Source organism: Pseudoalteromonas sp. NZS71 (assembly GCF_015864715.1).
Classification (GTDB): Bacteria; Pseudomonadota; Gammaproteobacteria; order Enterobacterales; family Alteromonadaceae; genus Pseudoalteromonas; species Pseudoalteromonas arctica.
In genome coordinates, this window is the sequence record NZ_JADYWS010000004.1 from 43,831 (window position 1) to 59,057 (window position 15,227).

Consider the following 15,227-nt stretch of genomic DNA (forward strand, 5'->3'; position numbering starts at 1 on the left):
TTTTCAGACTACTCTGTAATTAATTTAATTTTTCAAGCCAGTCGCTTGCAGGTTCAGGCCTGTGTAAATAATAGCCTTGAAGAATAACTTCTGGATATTCTTGCAATAAATCAAAGTGGGACTGGTTCTCTACACCTTCGGCAACTATCTCGAGTTCAAATAAACGGCCTAAGCTTACAATCATATCAATAATTAACTTATCGTTATTATCAGTCGGTGCTTCCAATACAAAAGAACGGTCAATTTTTAGTTCTTGTATGGGTAATTGTTTAAGATAAGTTAAACTCGAATATCCAGTACCAAAGTCATCAATTGATACCCTAATACCTAGCTTCTTGAGAAAGTGAACAGCCTCAATAGCCGCTTCCATGTGATTAAGCAATGTACCTTCAATTATCTCAATAGTGAGTTGCTGAGGATTAATGCTATGTTGCTTTATTTGTTGGCTAATAAAGCTTAAAAAACGCGCTTCATGAAAGTGCCTGCCACTTACATTAATTGATAGGTTTAACTTAGGGTGAGTTTTACTAAGTTGCGTTAATATTTCAAGTGCATTTGAAGTTACCCAGCAATCTAAGTCATAAATTATATCTGACTCTTCGGCTATAGATATAAACTCACCAGGGCTAATGAAGCCTTTTTGAGGATGCTCCCATCTTAATAAAACCTCAGCCCCTTTAAGGATTTGGCTTCGGTCAAATTGGGATTGTAAATATAGGGATAACTCGTTATTTGAGATTGCTTTACGTAAATCTTGCTCTATTTCAAAACGGCGTTTTGCTTGCTCGCCAAACGAAGTATCAAAAAAGGTAACTCTATTACCGCCTTTTTCTTTTGCTTTGTAACAAGCCGCCTCACAGTTACGAATTGTTTCTATAGCACTTTCCCACTGATCTTCTCGAGGAAAAATATACGTGCCAATACTTACTGTTAAGCTAACGTCTTGTTCATCAACCACAAAGGAGTGGTTTACACTTATGAGCAGTTCTTGGGCTTTATTTTCAGCCATAGCTTGGGCTCTGATCCTGCCAACGCCTTTTTCAACTGTACACAGTACTGCAAATTCATCACTGCCTAAGCGAGCAATAACATCTTTTTTACTCACCTTAGAATGAATTCGTTTAGTTAATTCTTTTAATATGTTATCGCCAGCGAGTAGGCCTAATCCATCATTTATTGAGTGGAAGCTGTCTATGTCAATAATATAAATATAGGCATAACTATTTTCGGTACTACAAACCTGAAGTTGCTGCCCCAACTGCTTTAAAAAACCATTTCGGTTGGGTAAACCTGTAAGTTCATCATGCCATGTGAGGTAGTGAATTCTTTCTTGCGTTATCTTAACGCTAGAAATATCACTAAATACACCAATATAGTGCACGTTGGTATCTTGCTCGCTTTTTACCATACTGAGAGTTAGCAGCTCAGGGTAAAGCTCGCCATTTTTTCGTCTAGTTACAAGTTCTCCACTCCAATAGCCTGCTTGGCTAGCATGTTCCCATACTTGATCAAAGCTAATACTAGGGTGGTTATTTTGTTTAATATCGTGCAACTGCATTTGCAGGGAGTCAGATTCAGAGTAACCTGTAATCCGGCAAAATGAAGGGTTTACGGCAATAATTTTTCCGTTACTGTCGGTAATAACAACGCCATCAGCAGTTCCCGTTAGGGCTTGATAAAATAACTTTTGTTTTGAGGAGAGTTCTTTTAATTCTTCTTCACGCTGACTTAATTCTTTCGCCAGTGACTCAATTTCAAGTAGTTTGTCGTGCAGGTCAAAGTTTTTTTCTATAAGCCTATCTAGCATGCCTTGAGCGGTAATATGAGTGCGAATGCGTGCTCTAACGAGCGCTAGCTTGTAAGGTTTGTGTATGTAGTCAATTGCGCCCATAGCAAAGCCTTTTTCTTCAGACTCTTCCTCGGTAAGCGCAGTTACAAATATGACGGGGATGCCTTTGGTATTTTGTTTCGCTTTGAGTGTATTACATACTTCGTAGCCGTCCATGCCGGGCATCATTATGTCTAATAAAATCAAGTCAGGCCTAGTTGACTCAATAAAGATCAAAGCCTGCTCACCACTAGTAGAAATACGTACATCGTAGTCAGTTAAAAGTCCTTCTACTAATACGTGTAAATTACTAGGTTCGTCATCAACAATAAGAATTAAAGGTTTATGCTTTTGTTCTGTGGTTAATCCATTATTGTTTGCGAGGTAATTTGAATGCACTATCTGTCCTTCTCTGCGTTCTTTACAATATTAAATCTAGTTCAGGTTAGTGGTTATGCCTAATTTTTATTATCGTTTCTATACTTATCAATAAGCTCAATTACTAACGCGTAGTTAAAATGATCAATTGCTTCTTTAAGCTTAAATAGGGAGTGGCCTCTATCATATTGATTCATTTCTAGCTGTCTAACCAAACTGCTAGGTACGGGGCGAGCCGTTAATGCTAATGAGTATATATTATCAATAACCGAGTCTTCATTTTCTAGTTCATGTTGCTGTATATGTTCTTTTTTAAAGCTGTCAGCTATCAAAAATTGTTTTACAGCAAAAAGTGTAAGTATTAATTGCTCATTAAAATGAGATAAATTAATACTTTTCTTATCTATTAAGCTTTCCTCAACACTTTGCGCGCTTTGTTGCAGTAGCTCAAAGCCTAATGTGCCGGCCAAGCCTTTGAGTGTATGTACTAGTCGAATTAAGCTTTCTAACTCTCTATTTTTGATTAATATATCAGCTTTAATCGAAAAGTCATTGTAATCGTTAACAAACTGAGTAAATAATTTAGCTAACAATTCGTCATTGCTTTCTAGGTTTTCTTTTGCTAAAGGCAGGTTTATAGTGCTCAGAGATTCGCTACTTTGCAGATGCTTTTCTATACTTTCGTAAAGCGCATCAAAAATAATCGGTTTTACTAAAAAGTCATCCATACCCGCTCTAAACGCTGCTTTTTTATCATTAGGATCTGCGGCTGCTGTAATTGCAATTATGGGAGTTTTGTAGCCTCGCTCTCTTAATATGCTTGTTGCTTCTAGCCCATCCATAACTGGCATTTGAACATCCATAAAAATAATATCGATGTCATTTTTCTCTACTTTATCTAATGCATCATGTCCATTGTCAGCAATGATCACGGTCATATCTAATCTTGCTAAAAGGGCGGAGGCTATTTCTTGGTTAATTCTATTATCATCAACAACTAATGCATTAAAACCCGAGAATTTAGGGTGAGGCTTTAATTGCTTTTCTTTAAAATTATTTGGTGAAAGCTTTCTTAAAATTTCAACTTCACTATTTTTATTACCAATAATTATAATGTCTATATTTTCATTTTTTGCAATTGGCTCAGGAGACTCTTCATCGGTAATTAATAAAATCAGTGTCAATTTTTCATTAACGTTTTTATTTTGAGCGTACAGTTGTTGTAAAATAAAGTTATCGTTGAGCTCTTTTTTTTCTATCGACATTATTACAATACTAAATGGGCTACTAGGCTGAGACATTTTTGCAATGGCTCTTAATGGTTCTTGTGTTGTTTCTGTCGTTATATTTATATCACTTAGTAAGTCCATTAATTTTTTAATTTGCTCATTATCAGGGCTAATTAATAAGGCGTGTTTTTTAAGCTTTTGTTGCTCAGATAAAGTAAAGGGTAGAGTAAAGAAAAACTCGCTACCTTGATTAATCGTGCTCCTTACTTGTATATCTCCGCCCAGCAATTTAGTTAATTGTTTGCTTATAGTGAGCCCTAAACCGGTCCCACCATACTTTCTTGTTGTGCTTGAATCACCTTGCGAGAAAGACTGGAATATAATTTTTGATTGCTCTTGCGTCATCCCAATACCCGTGTCTTTTATACTAAAGCGAAGGTTTATTGTTTTTTCGTGTTGAGATGTCGCTTCTATAATTAATGATATTTCACCATGCTCAGTAAATTTAATTGCGTTACCTACACAGTTATTTATTATTTGGCTTAAGTGCATTGGGTCGCCAATAAGTTCAAGCCCTGCATCAACGTGTAAAGTAAAGTTTAATAACAAGCCTTTTTGCTTAGCATTTGTTGAGAATAAATTTTGAACGTTAGAAACTATAGTATGTAAGGTAAAAGGGATTTGCTCTAACTGAACTTTTTCCGATTCTAGTTTAGAAAAATCTAGAATATTATTTAAAATCTGCAATAAATTTTGAGCACTTGAAAAGGCTTTATCTGCATAGTGTTTTTGCCTTGAGGGAAGCTCACTGCTTTGTAAAAGTTGCAACATACCTAATATGCCATTCATTGGGGTGCGAAGTTCATGACTCATATTGGCTACAAAATCTATTTTTGTTTTATTGGCTTTATCGGTTTGCTCCATAGCACTCGTCAGGTCGGCATTCATTGCTTCCATTTGGGAATTTAATACGCGGGTTTTATTGAGTAGCTCTTTGGTTTGCTTATTTTTTAAATATAAAGCGTTAGCTGCTTTTATTACCGATGCTATTTCAGTTTGATTTTGGCTGTTATTTGAAATAGTCACTGGCTTTTCGCTATTCATATCTTTAAGTAATAAAGTGAGCTGAGTAATTGGTTTTATAACCGATCTAAAAATAAAATAGCTTAAAAATAAAATGATTAACATAATTAAAACGGCAAATATATTTGCCTGTTCTGTATTTTTTGTTAAGTGGCTACTTAGTAGCTCTTCTGTTTTGATTAGTTTATTTTTTTCTATGTTTTTAATTTCATTAGTTAAATACAGCAATTCGTTTTCTATGCCTGTAAGCACTACATTTACAGAAAAAGTGTAGCTACGGGTGAGTAATACAAGTTGGTTATAAGCTTGTTTTAAGCTTGTTGTTTTATTGGAGAGGGATTCATTTATTACAGAGGTGCTCGTTAGTTTTTTATGTAAGTGATTTAAGTTTTGTTTTACATTTTGTGCTTCATCAAAATTAGGTTTATAGAGATAGCTTATAATTGCGTGTTTTAAATTACTTATTGTGAGTAAAACATCGTTAAAAATAACTTTATTATCATTGTTTGAAGACCCTTCTAAATCACTAATTGTTACCTGTAGGTCATCAATAGGCTGTTTGAACTGAGTAGTGTAAAGGTGTTCGCGTTTTTGTCTGTTTACGACAACTTGGCCAAATGTATCTTGGTAATTATTTAGATACTCGCCAAGGCGTATTAGTGAGTTTTTGTACTGTGGTGTATGGTTTTGAGTGTTTGCTTTTAGTTGCTTAAGATCTAGATTTGCCTTATTTAAGTAAAAATTAAATTTGGTAATCGTATTTTCATTTGCATTGTCAATAAATGAAACTGCATGCCCTTGCAGGGAAATAATATCGTTTTCTAAGTGATTCACAGCTTCACTTTGAATAAGCGCGTTATGCTGCGACTTTTGCAAGTTAAGTAAGGACGTTTGTGAATAGTTAAACAAATAGCTTTGTAAAAGAAGTAATCCAATCAGCGAACACAAAGCTAATATTATTTTTGATTTAATTGAATTTATTATCATTATCGGCTAATCAACTCATACCATTTTTGTAGACTGTAGTCATAGGTTGGCATAACTGTATTCCATACTGCTACATTGCTAAAGCGTTTATGGTAACTACCGCCATTACGTTGTCCACCTGCTTTTACTGCTACGTCGCCATTTGTATTTAATAAATCTATGCTTGTTACTTTTCCACCGTACCAGTAATCCCATTCGGCCGGCGATAAGAGTAGTTTAGAGCGTTGTGGGTTACTAATGTAATAACCTTGGCGAGCAATAAATGCACCAGGCCAACCCGAAAGCCACCAGTTCATATAATCGTAAGCTGCATCTTTTACGCTACTTTGTGTTTGTGACGATAAACACATAACACCATGCCAGCCTCGGTAGCCTTCTTTTGGCGCGGCAAAACGAACATTAATATTTTGGCTGTTTAACGCAGAGACGGCAGGCGAAAACATACTTTCTATATGGGCTCGCTTACTTTTCATAAATTCAATCGACTCAGGAACCGAATTCCAATAGCCACTAAAGTGACCTTGGCGTTTAAAGTCGAGTAATATACTAAACAATCTATCAAGTTCTGAACGAGTCATCGCACCTATATTGTTAAATTTTATAAGCCCTTTACTTTGTGCTGCTAGGGCTAGGTCAAAGAGTCCAATGGTAGGCGCATTTACGATAGCTACTTTACCTCTGTTCTCGTCATCAAGCAGCCAACTCCAGCTTTCGGTTTCGTATGCTATACCGGGCTTAATAAAATCGGTGTTGTAACCAAAAGAGTCAACATTATGCACATAAGGTAAAAAGCTAATATGATCGCTTTCTTGTGAGCTTAATGTGCCATCGGGTTGAACATTTAATAATTTATAGGGAGCATCACCTGCACCAATACTTGCAGTTTCGGTTAGTTTTCCCGTTTTAGTAAGTGGATTTATCTCGTTAAAGTAGGTGAGTCGTTTTTTTTCTATTGGCTGTATAGAACCTGCATCCCAAAGCACATTAATGCTGTTTGACCATTGTTCGTATAAATCAAAGGAGCTTGGGTCCATTGATGCCTTTTGCAAAACAGCAGCGCTGCCTGCGGGAGTAAATTCTATATTAATACCTAAGTCACTCATCGCTTGCTTGCGAATAGCCTCTTGGAGTGTTACATGCGTACCAAGTACTCTTAATATGACTTTTTTTCGGGCAAAAACATAAGGCGCATGTGTTATTGCACCAGCTGTTAAACCTATTGCAGCTAGCTTTTTTAGCGTTGAACGCTTAGGTATGTCCATGTTAAGCCTAAAGTACTAATGTGTGACATTATGTATAGCTAAAAACTTGTAAAGACACAAGTTGAATGGATAAATTTAAAATTATATAGAATGAAAAATTAGAATAGTAGGGTGTCAAAAAATAATAAAAACAATGGAAAAATAGAAGAGTAGAGCGAATTTGAAAAGGAGTAGGAAAGTGGTGGAGCTAAGCAGGATCGAACTGCTGACCTCCTGCGTGCAAGGCAGGCGCTCTCCCAGCTGAGCTATAGCCCCACATTCCTAAGTTACATATAATGTAACTGCTTGACTGCTGAGTTCCAAGCGGGACGAACTTTAAGTTTTTTTATAAAATTGGTCAAGTATTTTTTCGTAAATTTTCACTGTTTACGTCAATTTTTGTTAGACTCGGCTTAATTCAAAACTAAAACGATAAAAAACAATGAAAAAATGTGTTCTAGCGCTTATGGTTTTACTCGCTGGCTGTGCCTCGAATGACGATCCGCCTTTTGAAATAAATAATAAACAGTTTCACGAAAAGCAAGATGAGCAAGGCAATAAGCTTTTTGCTTATGTTGTTTCGGTAAAAGCTAAGCATCGTGAAAACTTTAACCTAGACCGTGGTCCTAACAATAGACCAAGCCGTGGTGAGGTTAAGCAGTATATAGAGAAAGAGCATTTTGAAGAATCGAGCATTCTGAAGTTACAGCTAGAAGACCAAGCAGTTGAATTATTAAATCAAGAGCTAAAAGAGCGTAAATACTGCGATAACAAACATGAAGTTAATGATGTTTTATGGCGAGATTTGAGTGTACAGCTAAGAGGGCGTTGTTTGTAATATGTTGCCTGATAAAACTAAGTTAGCAGAGCTTTTAGCGGACCTAGATATTACTTACGATGCAATAGAACATCCGCCGCTACATACTAGCTTAGCGGCTGATGAGTTTATGATTGAGCGCCCAGGTACTCGTCTTAAAAACCTGTTTTTACGCGATAACGAAGGCAAGCGACACTTTTTAGTTATTACAGCGCACAATAAGCAACTCGATTTAAAGGCACTATCAAAGCAACAAGGGCTTTCGCGTTTAGGATTTGCATCGAGTGAACGCTTAGCAACGTATTTAAAAGTGGCTCCTGGGTGTGTATCTATGTTGGCTCTTTTAAATGATAAGCAAAACGAAGTGAGCTTATGGGTTGACCAAGATATTTGGGGTGGTGATTTGTTTCATTGTCATCCGTTTGAAAACACCCAAACATGGTTGCTTAGTAAAGCTGATTTAGAAACATTTTTTAATCACACAAAGCATCAACCGCGCGTTGTATTTTTACCCTCAAAATAAGCCCACATAATTAACGATAAACCACATAAACAAACCGCAAGCAGCGTAAACATAAACGCTGTTTGCCCATGATGTTGGTATACCACACCGGGTAATAACGACCCCAATGCCCCACCACTGTAATAAAACGATACATATCCGCCATTGGTTACGCTTGGCGGGGCTTTACTTATTTTATTAACGAGCGGTGCGGCAGTTGAATGAATCACAAACATAGCACCACAAAACAAAGTAAATGCGATTAAAAATAAGCTAAGCTGGTGGCTCATTAATAAAATAATACTCACACTATAAAAACTAAATACCGCAGTTAATAAATGCCAAGGCGAAGGGACTTTTTTAAGCAACCAAGGTGCAGCAATAGAGGCGAGGGCCCCAACTAAATAACCACTGTAAACTAAACCTATGTCACGAGTATTGGTAATTAAAAACGTGTTTTGTAATATAAACGGTAAGTAATTAAGTAATGCAGCAAAACAAAAAAACATACAAAAGACGGCACCGTACACTTTAAGGATAGCGCCTTCTTTAAGTTGTTTAATGTAATCCAGAGGGGAGAGCTGCGACGGTGTAGCTGGGTTTGTAAAGCGAGAATGCTTAATTGTCAAAGCTAAGCAAATAAGCATAAAAGCAATTACGTAATAAAAGCTCTGCCAATTCCATAAGTCGCTAAACAAAGCTGCGAGCACACGACCAAAGTAACCACCAACTATACTGCTACCAATATATAGGGTCATGTTTTTTTGAAGTGTATCAGCGCTATAGCTCATACCTATATAGCTAGTCATTGCTGTTAAAGCTGCGGGGAGCGTTAAACCTTGTAAAAATCTGACTAATAATAAAAGCTCAAAGCTAGGTACATAAATAAAAAGTAAGCAGCTAAGGCCTAAAAGCACCATTGCAATACGTAATATAAGTAGTGGATTTATTTTTGCTAAAAATAAACCATAAACGAGCGGGGCAATGGCTAAGGGCAGCATAGTTGCAGTCATTAAGCTGCCAGCTACCGCAGGTGCTACATTAAATTCGCTCGCAAAAAGGCTAAGTAGGGGTTGGGGTGCATAAAGCACAAAAAATATAAATACCGAGCAAACGAGTAGATGAGGTAAACGCATTATATGGCTCGTGCATTTGCTGATTGATTGCGTGGTATTGTATTAAAAATTGCTTTTAATTCATAATTAAAACCATAGTCATTGCGCTATATCATGGTTTGTTTTAACTAGTTTGCTAGATTAATGTCGATAGCGCTGTTATTTGAACTCGTTGGTGATTAAAATAGCGATAATATTAGTTTTTAGTGGAACAAAGCCATGGGTTCATTACAAGACCAATTGCTTCAAGCAGGATTAACAACATCGCATAATGCTAAAGTTGCTAAATCAGAAAAGCGTAAGCAACAAAAAAAGCAAAAGAAAGGGGCTACTAGCAACCCAAGTGATCTGCAAAAGCATATTCAACAAACCAAGCTAGAACAGCAAAAAAAAGCTGAAGAGCTTAACCAAACACGCCAAGTGAGTTTAAAGCAGCGCGAGCAAGAAGCGCGTGTTAAACAAATTTTAGAGCACCACAACCAAGACGCTATTCGTGGTGAGCGCACATTTAATTTTACTTATCAAAACAAAGTAAAAAATATCGACGTGAACGAGAAAACGCAAAAAGCGTTATCGGGCGGTCGTTTAGCTATTTGTGTACTAGAAGGGCAATTTTACGTATTAGACGACGAACCAGCACGCAAAGTGGCCGAAGTTGACGAAAAGTATATTGTTTTTCATGTAGAGCCAGAAAACAAACCAAAAGATGAAGATGACCCGTACGCAGACTTTGAAGTACCAGATGATATAGTGTGGTAATAGTCCATTAAGGGTAAGCTCATTTTTATTTGATAAAGTATATAAAAGTGAGACAGAAACGAGTTAGCGGTTTTTGGTTAAGTTGATCGTCTAGCGTCGTTTCGTACGTATGCTTTTTATTTGATTGTTTACTACAATCAATAGAACAGTTTTTCTAACCGTCAAAAAAGAAGAGTAAATACAATGAGCAAGATGAAAACACTACTATTAGGCGCGGGCATTACTTTAGCCGCAAGCTTCTCGTTTAATGCAGCTGCTGCCGATGGCGCTGCACTTTATACCGCTAAAAATTGTCAAACTTGTCATGGCGCTGAAGGTAAAGCACCAATTATGGGTATGTACCCTAAACTAAACGGTCAAAACAAAGACTATTTAGTAGCGCAAATGAAAGACATCAAATCAGGTGCACGTAATAACGGTATGACCATGGCTATGAAAGCAATGGTTGCAACGGTAACTGATGAAGAGTTTGAAGCAATCGCAGATTACCTAGCTAACGTAAAATAATTTACGCAGCTATACCATTTTAATGCAATTGGTATTTTAATTTTACAAACAGCCACACAATAGTGTGGCTGTTTTGTTTGGTGTTTGCTATAAAATAGAGACTGCTTTAGACTTCTAAACATCTGTTCGTACAGGTTAATAATGTACGTTTTTAAAAGGCTTATTATGTTTGATTTACCCCAACTCGATTTAAAAAATAAAGTATCGGCACAAGAGTGGCAACTGCGTGTTGATTTAGCCGCGTGTTATAGACTGGTAGAGCACTTTCGTTGGGGGGATTTAATCTATACGCATTTATCAGCACGTTTGCCTGGCACCGATCATTACTTAGTGAATGCCTTTGGTTTAACCTTTGATGAAGTAACTGCGTCTAATTTAGTAAAGGTCGACTTAGACGGTAATATTATTGACGATACGCCATTTAGTATTAATCCAGCTGGCTTTACTATTCACAGTGCGATTCATGAGGTACGCGAAGACGCTCATTGTGTTATTCACCTTCATACTAAAGAAACAATCGCTGTAGCTACACAAAAAAATGGTTTATTACCGCTTAGCCAGTATTCAATGTTTTCACTGCCATCGCTTTCTTATCATGGCTACGAAGGGCTTGCAGTAAACGACGACGAGCGAAAAGTGCTGCAAGATGATTTAGGCAACACTAGCCATATGTTATTGGTAAATCATGGTGGCTTAACAGTAGGCCCAACGGTAGGCGATGCGTTTATGCGCTTTTATGATTTACAGCGAGCGTGTGAAATTCAATTAGCACTACAATCAAGCTCGCAAGAGGTGATTGAAGTACCGCAACCTATAATCGACAATATTTATAATCAAGCAAACGTAGTACACAGTGGCAGCACTGGCGGGCAACTTGCGTGGCCTGCGATGTTACGTAAAGCGTATCGACTTGACCCTAGTTTTGCAAAATAACCCATAGCGGTTAATAAGGAATTTTAATGAAAGTAAATCGCGTTGAAGTATTTGATATTCACTGTCCTGATAGACCTTCGTGGACACCTGTGTTTGTACGTATTCATACTGACGAAGGTATTAGTGGTGTTGGCGAAGCGGGCCTTGCATACGATTTAGGTCACAGTGCTGCAGCGGCTATGATTAAAGAAATGGCCGACGCCTTTTTAATCGGCCACGACCCATTTCAAACAGAAAAACTATGGTCACGTATGTTACGTGAGAGCTTTTGGGGTTTAGGTGGCGGACCTGTTGTATATGCTGCAATGAGCGCAATTGATACCGCACTTTGGGATATAAAAGGTAAAGCGCTTGGTTTGCCTGTATATCAATTATTAGGCGGTAAGGTTAACGACAAACTACGTACGTACGCTTCGCAATTACAGTTTGACTGGGATAGCGAATTTAAAGCGCTAGTACAACCGCAAGAATATGCAGAAGCGGCTTTAAAGGCGATGGCCGAAGGTTACGATGCAGTAAAAGTAGATCCAATTCAGTACGATAAAGACGGCAATACTTATTACGACCGTACAAAAATAATCTCACGCACTGAAATGAAGCTATACCGTGCACGCATGCAAGCTATTCGCGAAGCCGTAGGCGACGAAGTAGACATTATTTTTGAATGCCACAGTTTACCGGGCGTGACAACCGCCATTCAGTTGGGTGAAATTGCAGAAGAATTTGACTGTATGTACTTTGAAGAGCCAGTTAACTATTTAAACCATTCATTACATGCAAAAGTAGCAGATAAAGTTAATGTGCCAATTGCTGGTGGTGAACGTTTGTATAATCGCTGGGGTGTGCGCCCGTACTTAGAAGATCAAAGTATTGATGTTCTACAACCTGATATTGGTTTATGTGGTGGTTTTACCGAAACCAAAAAAGTGTGTGATTACGCTGATATTTTTGATGTGCGTATTCAAGCTCACGTATGTGGCGGGCCTGTTGCAACGGCAGCATCACTGCACTTAGAAACGGCTATCCCTAACTTTTTGATTCATGAGCACCATACTTATGCGATTAAAAAGTGGAACCGCGAGTTATGTTTACAAGACCCACAACCTAAAAATGGTTTCTTTGAAGTATCAGAAGAGCCTGGGTTAGGTATTGAATTAAACGATGAGATTGTTATGCGTTCTCAACGCGTAGAAATAAAATAATAGCCTTTTAAGCTAACTTTAGGTCATGCATTAAAAAGCCGGTAAGTGATTAGTCACTTACCGGCTTTTACTTGTTCGGGGGGAGGTAAAGCTTGTTATAACTCGTTGACTTTACATTCCACGTCTTTAAGTTCAATAGTTGCTTTGCTATCGAGATGGCGTATGTAGCACTGATTACCTTTAATCATCAATTCAAACTGATCGGGTGTATTGCGACTTTGCGTGTCGATAATATTATTACCATCTACATTGCTAAGGGTTACTGTGCCGCTGGTAGTAAATACATCATCAGCTAATTGAGTCTCTTGCATATGTACAAGTGTTTTAATTGCTTTGCTAACGGCTGTTTTATTTGGCTTTGCCAGTAGGGCATGTTGCAGCTTAGGTGTCGGGTCTGGGTTTTGAGATATGCAGCCATTGAGAAGAAGCGCTGAAAATACAACGATTAGTAAAAAGTACATTTTCATAAATTGGCCGTATTATCATAAAAAGAGAGTTTAATATAACTAGTTTTACTTACACTTGGTAGTAGTGCTTAGCGTTTGTATAGCTAAGGTCATGCCATGTCTTATCGTTTGAGCATAACGCCTTATGGCAGTGCCATAGATTGTTGTAGCTTGTATTTATTTGGCACACAGGGAAGTTGCTAGCAAACATAATACGCTGCTGGCCAAAGTGATTAAAAAGAAAACTAAAACACGCTGCTTGTTGCTCGCTGGTGAGTTGTAGTAATTCAAAACCAGAGAATTTAATTGCTATGTTGTCATGCTGAGCAAGTAACTCAACACCTTGTCGCCAATCATTTAAATTACTTGGCAGTCCTGCATGATTAATTATAATTTGAAGCTGCGGTAGCTGCTTAGCGTAGTAAGCTATTTGTTTGGTTATTTCGCTATTTTCAATATCAAATTGAGCTTCAAAATGCAGTTGGGTATCTGATAATATTGTTAGGTTTTTAAAACTATTAGCATCTAATAAACGCTTTGCGTCAGTACCTTCGGTTATATCTCTAATGCCACACAAACTCAGATGAGCTAAAGCTTCTAACGAGTTTATAAACTGATCAGCCGATGCGTCAATTTGGTTGTAACTAATGGCTTTAAATGGAATACCTTTTAAATGCGAGTCTAGCCAGTTTAGCTCGTTAATAGGGGAGGTGTTATCAAACCCAGCCTCAATGTGCACAATACCCGCAAGTTCAAAATCAGTACTTTTAACAAGTTGCTCTGCACTTATTGGTTGTTTAATTTTTTCTAGGTTAGGCCATGCTGGCGGGTTTTCGCCTTGTAGCCAAGTATATTGCCCCTCGGCAAGATTAAAAAAATGCACATGAGGGTCAATAATTTGCATGCTCATTGCGCTGTGTAACCACCATCAATACTTTGTAGGCTGCCAGTAATAAAGCTGGCATCGTCGCTTGCTAAAAAGCCCACAAGGGCGGCAACCTCGTCGGCTTGACCTAATCGGTTAAGCGGTTGCAGACTTGCTTCCTCGGCAACTATTTCAGCTTTGTTTGCGCCACTTTTTGCGCAGTACGCATCTATCGCGTTATGAAATAGCGGGGTTTCTATTGTGCCAGGGCATACCGCATTTGCTCTAATATTAAAACCCGCGTAATCAAGCGCTGTTGTTTTAGCCATTGAGGCAAGGGCATGTTTTGTTAGGTTATACGCAAAAGAGTTTTGTTTACCTATAATTGCCTGATCGGAAGCGACTAATATAATAGCGCCGCCATTTTGCGCTTTCATGCTTGGCAATACGCTTTGTATTGCGGCATAAGCGCCTTTAACATTAAGCGCAAAAAGTGCATCGAGAGTTTGCTCGTCGGTGCTTTCTATATTTGCGCTTAAGTGTTTTCCAGCATTAGAAACAAGTACATCAATACGTTTGCTTTGTTCACAGATAGCGTTGATACAGCTTTGTACCGCCGATACATCACTTACATCACACTGATGAAATATACCGATTTCGCTCAGCTCTATATCAAGGTTATGTACTTCATAGCCATTGTTTAGCAAACGCTTTACTACGGCTAAGCCAATACCTTTTGTACCACCTGTAACAACTGCAACTTTAGACATACTTACTTCCTTTATTGCTAACTAGTGAGAGTGACCACAGCCGCCTTCAGCGTGCACGTGTCCGTGAGAAACTTCTTCACTTGTTGCTTCACGTACTGATATAACTTCAACGTCAAACGTTAGCGTTTTACCAGCAAATGGGTGGTTTAAATCACAATCTGCGTTAAAACGACCAACCTTAACTATAGTAACCTGATGACGACCTTGGTTAGAGCTAACCATTGCTGTCATACCAGGTTTCCATACTTTAACGTCGCCTTGTAGGTGCTTAAGCGGAATACGTTGAATTAAGTCATCAACACGCTCGCCGTATGATTCACTTGGCTCTAGAGTTACACTAAATTTTTCGCCAGCTTCTTTGCCTTCAAGTGCTTTTTCTAAACCAGGAAGCATGCCTTCGCTGCCATGAATGTAAGTCAGTGGCGCTTCGTTTGTGCTACTTTCAATTTGCTCGCCCGCTTCGCTAAGGGTGTAATGAAATTCAACTGCTGAATTTTTGCTAATTTGCATGCTTGTCTCTTCAAATAATAACTATGTTAGGGCGCAATTTTACGCGAAATATACT

At 38.1% G+C, this 15,227-nt stretch carries 14 protein-coding genes and 1 tRNA gene; 6 read left to right on the forward strand and 9 right to left on the reverse strand.

All coding sequences use genetic code 11. The annotated features are described in order from the left end of the window. Positions 1-19 precede the first annotated feature (19 nt). The 4 genes from I6E85_RS03520 to I6E85_RS03535 form a co-directional block, all read right to left on the reverse strand. Positions 20-2,227 carry an EAL domain-containing protein gene (locus I6E85_RS03520; protein ID WP_197236609.1) on the reverse strand — a complete coding sequence of 736 codons (2,208 nt, stop codon included), beginning with the start codon at positions 2,225-2,227 and terminating at the stop codon, positions 20-22. Positions 2,228-2,286: 59 nt separating this feature from the next. Then, positions 2,287-5,505: a response regulator gene (locus I6E85_RS03525; protein ID WP_024590572.1), complete on the reverse strand. Its 3,219-nt coding sequence runs from the start codon at positions 5,503-5,505 to the stop codon at positions 2,287-2,289. Then, complete coding sequence (locus I6E85_RS03530) at positions 5,505-6,767, reverse strand: PotD/PotF family extracellular solute-binding protein (protein WP_024590573.1); 1,263 nt, start codon at positions 6,765-6,767, stop codon at positions 5,505-5,507. The genes I6E85_RS03525 and I6E85_RS03530 overlap by 1 nt, the downstream gene beginning before the upstream one ends. 179 nt (positions 6,768-6,946) lie before the next feature. Then, positions 6,947-7,022, reverse strand: a tRNA-Ala gene (locus tag I6E85_RS03535). A gap of 166 nt (positions 7,023-7,188) precedes the next feature. On the opposite strand from I6E85_RS03535, the gene I6E85_RS03540 reads away from it, so the two are divergent. Both I6E85_RS03540 and I6E85_RS03545 read left to right on the forward strand, forming a co-directional pair. Then, positions 7,189-7,584, forward strand: coding sequence for a hypothetical protein (locus tag I6E85_RS03540; protein ID WP_024590574.1), 396 nt, complete (start codon positions 7,189-7,191; stop codon positions 7,582-7,584). A gap of 1 nt (position 7,585) precedes the next feature. After that, the gene (locus tag I6E85_RS03545) at positions 7,586-8,086 is read left to right on the forward strand and encodes a prolyl-tRNA synthetase associated domain-containing protein (RefSeq protein ID WP_024590575.1); all 501 of its coding nucleotides are present in this window, start codon (positions 7,586-7,588) and stop codon (positions 8,084-8,086) included. Here the strand turns inward: I6E85_RS03545 and I6E85_RS03550 are convergent. Further along, entirely contained in the window at positions 8,053-9,201 is a 1,149-nt protein-coding gene (locus tag I6E85_RS03550; protein WP_010554361.1) for an MFS transporter, read from the reverse strand. The two genes, I6E85_RS03545 and I6E85_RS03550, sit on opposite strands and share 34 nt — an antisense overlap. Before the next feature lie 198 nt (positions 9,202-9,399). On the opposite strand from I6E85_RS03550, the gene I6E85_RS03555 reads away from it, so the two are divergent. The 4 genes from I6E85_RS03555 to I6E85_RS03570 all read left to right on the forward strand — a co-directional run bounded on the left by I6E85_RS03555 (position 9,400) and on the right by I6E85_RS03570 (position 12,581). After that, positions 9,400-9,939, forward strand: coding sequence for a DUF2058 domain-containing protein (locus tag I6E85_RS03555; protein ID WP_002957867.1), 540 nt, complete (start codon positions 9,400-9,402; stop codon positions 9,937-9,939). A gap of 183 nt (positions 9,940-10,122) precedes the next feature. After that, positions 10,123-10,446 (forward strand): c-type cytochrome, encoded by a 324-nt coding sequence (locus I6E85_RS03560; protein ID WP_002957866.1) that lies wholly within the window; start codon positions 10,123-10,125, stop codon positions 10,444-10,446. Between the two features lie 165 nt (positions 10,447-10,611). Beyond that, on the forward strand, positions 10,612-11,379 hold the full coding sequence (locus I6E85_RS03565) for a class II aldolase/adducin family protein (protein WP_024590576.1): 768 nt from the start codon (positions 10,612-10,614) through the stop codon (positions 11,377-11,379). 26 nt (positions 11,380-11,405) lie between these two features. Then, the gene (locus tag I6E85_RS03570) at positions 11,406-12,581 is read left to right on the forward strand and encodes a mandelate racemase/muconate lactonizing enzyme family protein (RefSeq protein ID WP_007375956.1); all 1,176 of its coding nucleotides are present in this window, start codon (positions 11,406-11,408) and stop codon (positions 12,579-12,581) included. Positions 12,582-12,676: 95 nt separating this feature from the next. On the opposite strand, the gene I6E85_RS03575 is transcribed toward I6E85_RS03570, so the two are convergent. From I6E85_RS03575 to I6E85_RS03590, 4 genes are read right to left on the reverse strand one after another with little or no spacing between them, the layout of a single operon-like run. Then, positions 12,677-13,048: a hypothetical protein gene (locus I6E85_RS03575; RefSeq protein WP_024590577.1), complete on the reverse strand. Its 372-nt coding sequence runs from the start codon at positions 13,046-13,048 to the stop codon at positions 12,677-12,679. Between the two features lie 49 nt (positions 13,049-13,097). Continuing rightward, the gene (locus I6E85_RS03580) at positions 13,098-13,937 is read right to left on the reverse strand and encodes an amidohydrolase (protein WP_024590578.1); all 840 of its coding nucleotides are present in this window, start codon (positions 13,935-13,937) and stop codon (positions 13,098-13,100) included. After that, positions 13,934-14,662 carry an SDR family NAD(P)-dependent oxidoreductase gene (locus I6E85_RS03585; protein ID WP_024590579.1) on the reverse strand — a complete coding sequence of 243 codons (729 nt, stop codon included), beginning with the start codon at positions 14,660-14,662 and terminating at the stop codon, positions 13,934-13,936. Before I6E85_RS03585 ends, I6E85_RS03580 begins: the two co-directional genes overlap by 4 nt. Positions 14,663-14,683: 21 nt before the next feature. Beyond that, positions 14,684-15,172 (reverse strand): peptidylprolyl isomerase, encoded by a 489-nt coding sequence (locus tag I6E85_RS03590; protein ID WP_007586440.1) that lies wholly within the window; start codon positions 15,170-15,172, stop codon positions 14,684-14,686. Positions 15,173-15,227: the final 55 nt, after the last annotated feature.

Bases quoted from the DNA above. Each gene is read 5' to 3' on its own strand.
- I6E85_RS03540 (WP_024590574.1), top strand. From the start codon at position 7,189: ATGAAAAAATGTGTTCTAGCGCTTATGGTTTTACTCGCTGGCTGTGCC.
- I6E85_RS03590 (WP_007586440.1), bottom strand. From the start codon at position 15,172: ATGCAAATTAGCAAAAATTCAGCAGTTGAATTTCATTACACCCTTAGC.
- I6E85_RS03585 (WP_024590579.1), bottom strand. From the start codon at position 14,662: ATGTCTAAAGTTGCAGTTGTTACAGGTGGTACAAAAGGTATTGGCTTA.
- I6E85_RS03575 (WP_024590577.1), bottom strand. From the start codon at position 13,048: ATGAAAATGTACTTTTTACTAATCGTTGTATTTTCAGCGCTTCTTCTC.
- I6E85_RS03525 (WP_024590572.1), bottom strand. From the start codon at position 5,505: ATGATAATAAATTCAATTAAATCAAAAATAATATTAGCTTTGTGTTCG.
- I6E85_RS03550 (WP_010554361.1), bottom strand. From the start codon at position 9,201: ATGCGTTTACCTCATCTACTCGTTTGCTCGGTATTTATATTTTTTGTG.
- I6E85_RS03580 (WP_024590578.1), bottom strand. From the start codon at position 13,937: ATGAGCATGCAAATTATTGACCCTCATGTGCATTTTTTTAATCTTGCC.
- I6E85_RS03545 (WP_024590575.1), top strand. From the start codon at position 7,586: ATGTTGCCTGATAAAACTAAGTTAGCAGAGCTTTTAGCGGACCTAGAT.
- I6E85_RS03560 (WP_002957866.1), top strand. From the start codon at position 10,123: ATGAGCAAGATGAAAACACTACTATTAGGCGCGGGCATTACTTTAGCC.
- I6E85_RS03565 (WP_024590576.1), top strand. From the start codon at position 10,612: ATGTTTGATTTACCCCAACTCGATTTAAAAAATAAAGTATCGGCACAA.
- I6E85_RS03570 (WP_007375956.1), top strand. From the start codon at position 11,406: ATGAAAGTAAATCGCGTTGAAGTATTTGATATTCACTGTCCTGATAGA.
- I6E85_RS03555 (WP_002957867.1), top strand. From the start codon at position 9,400: ATGGGTTCATTACAAGACCAATTGCTTCAAGCAGGATTAACAACATCG.
- I6E85_RS03530 (WP_024590573.1), bottom strand. From the start codon at position 6,767: ATGGACATACCTAAGCGTTCAACGCTAAAAAAGCTAGCTGCAATAGGT.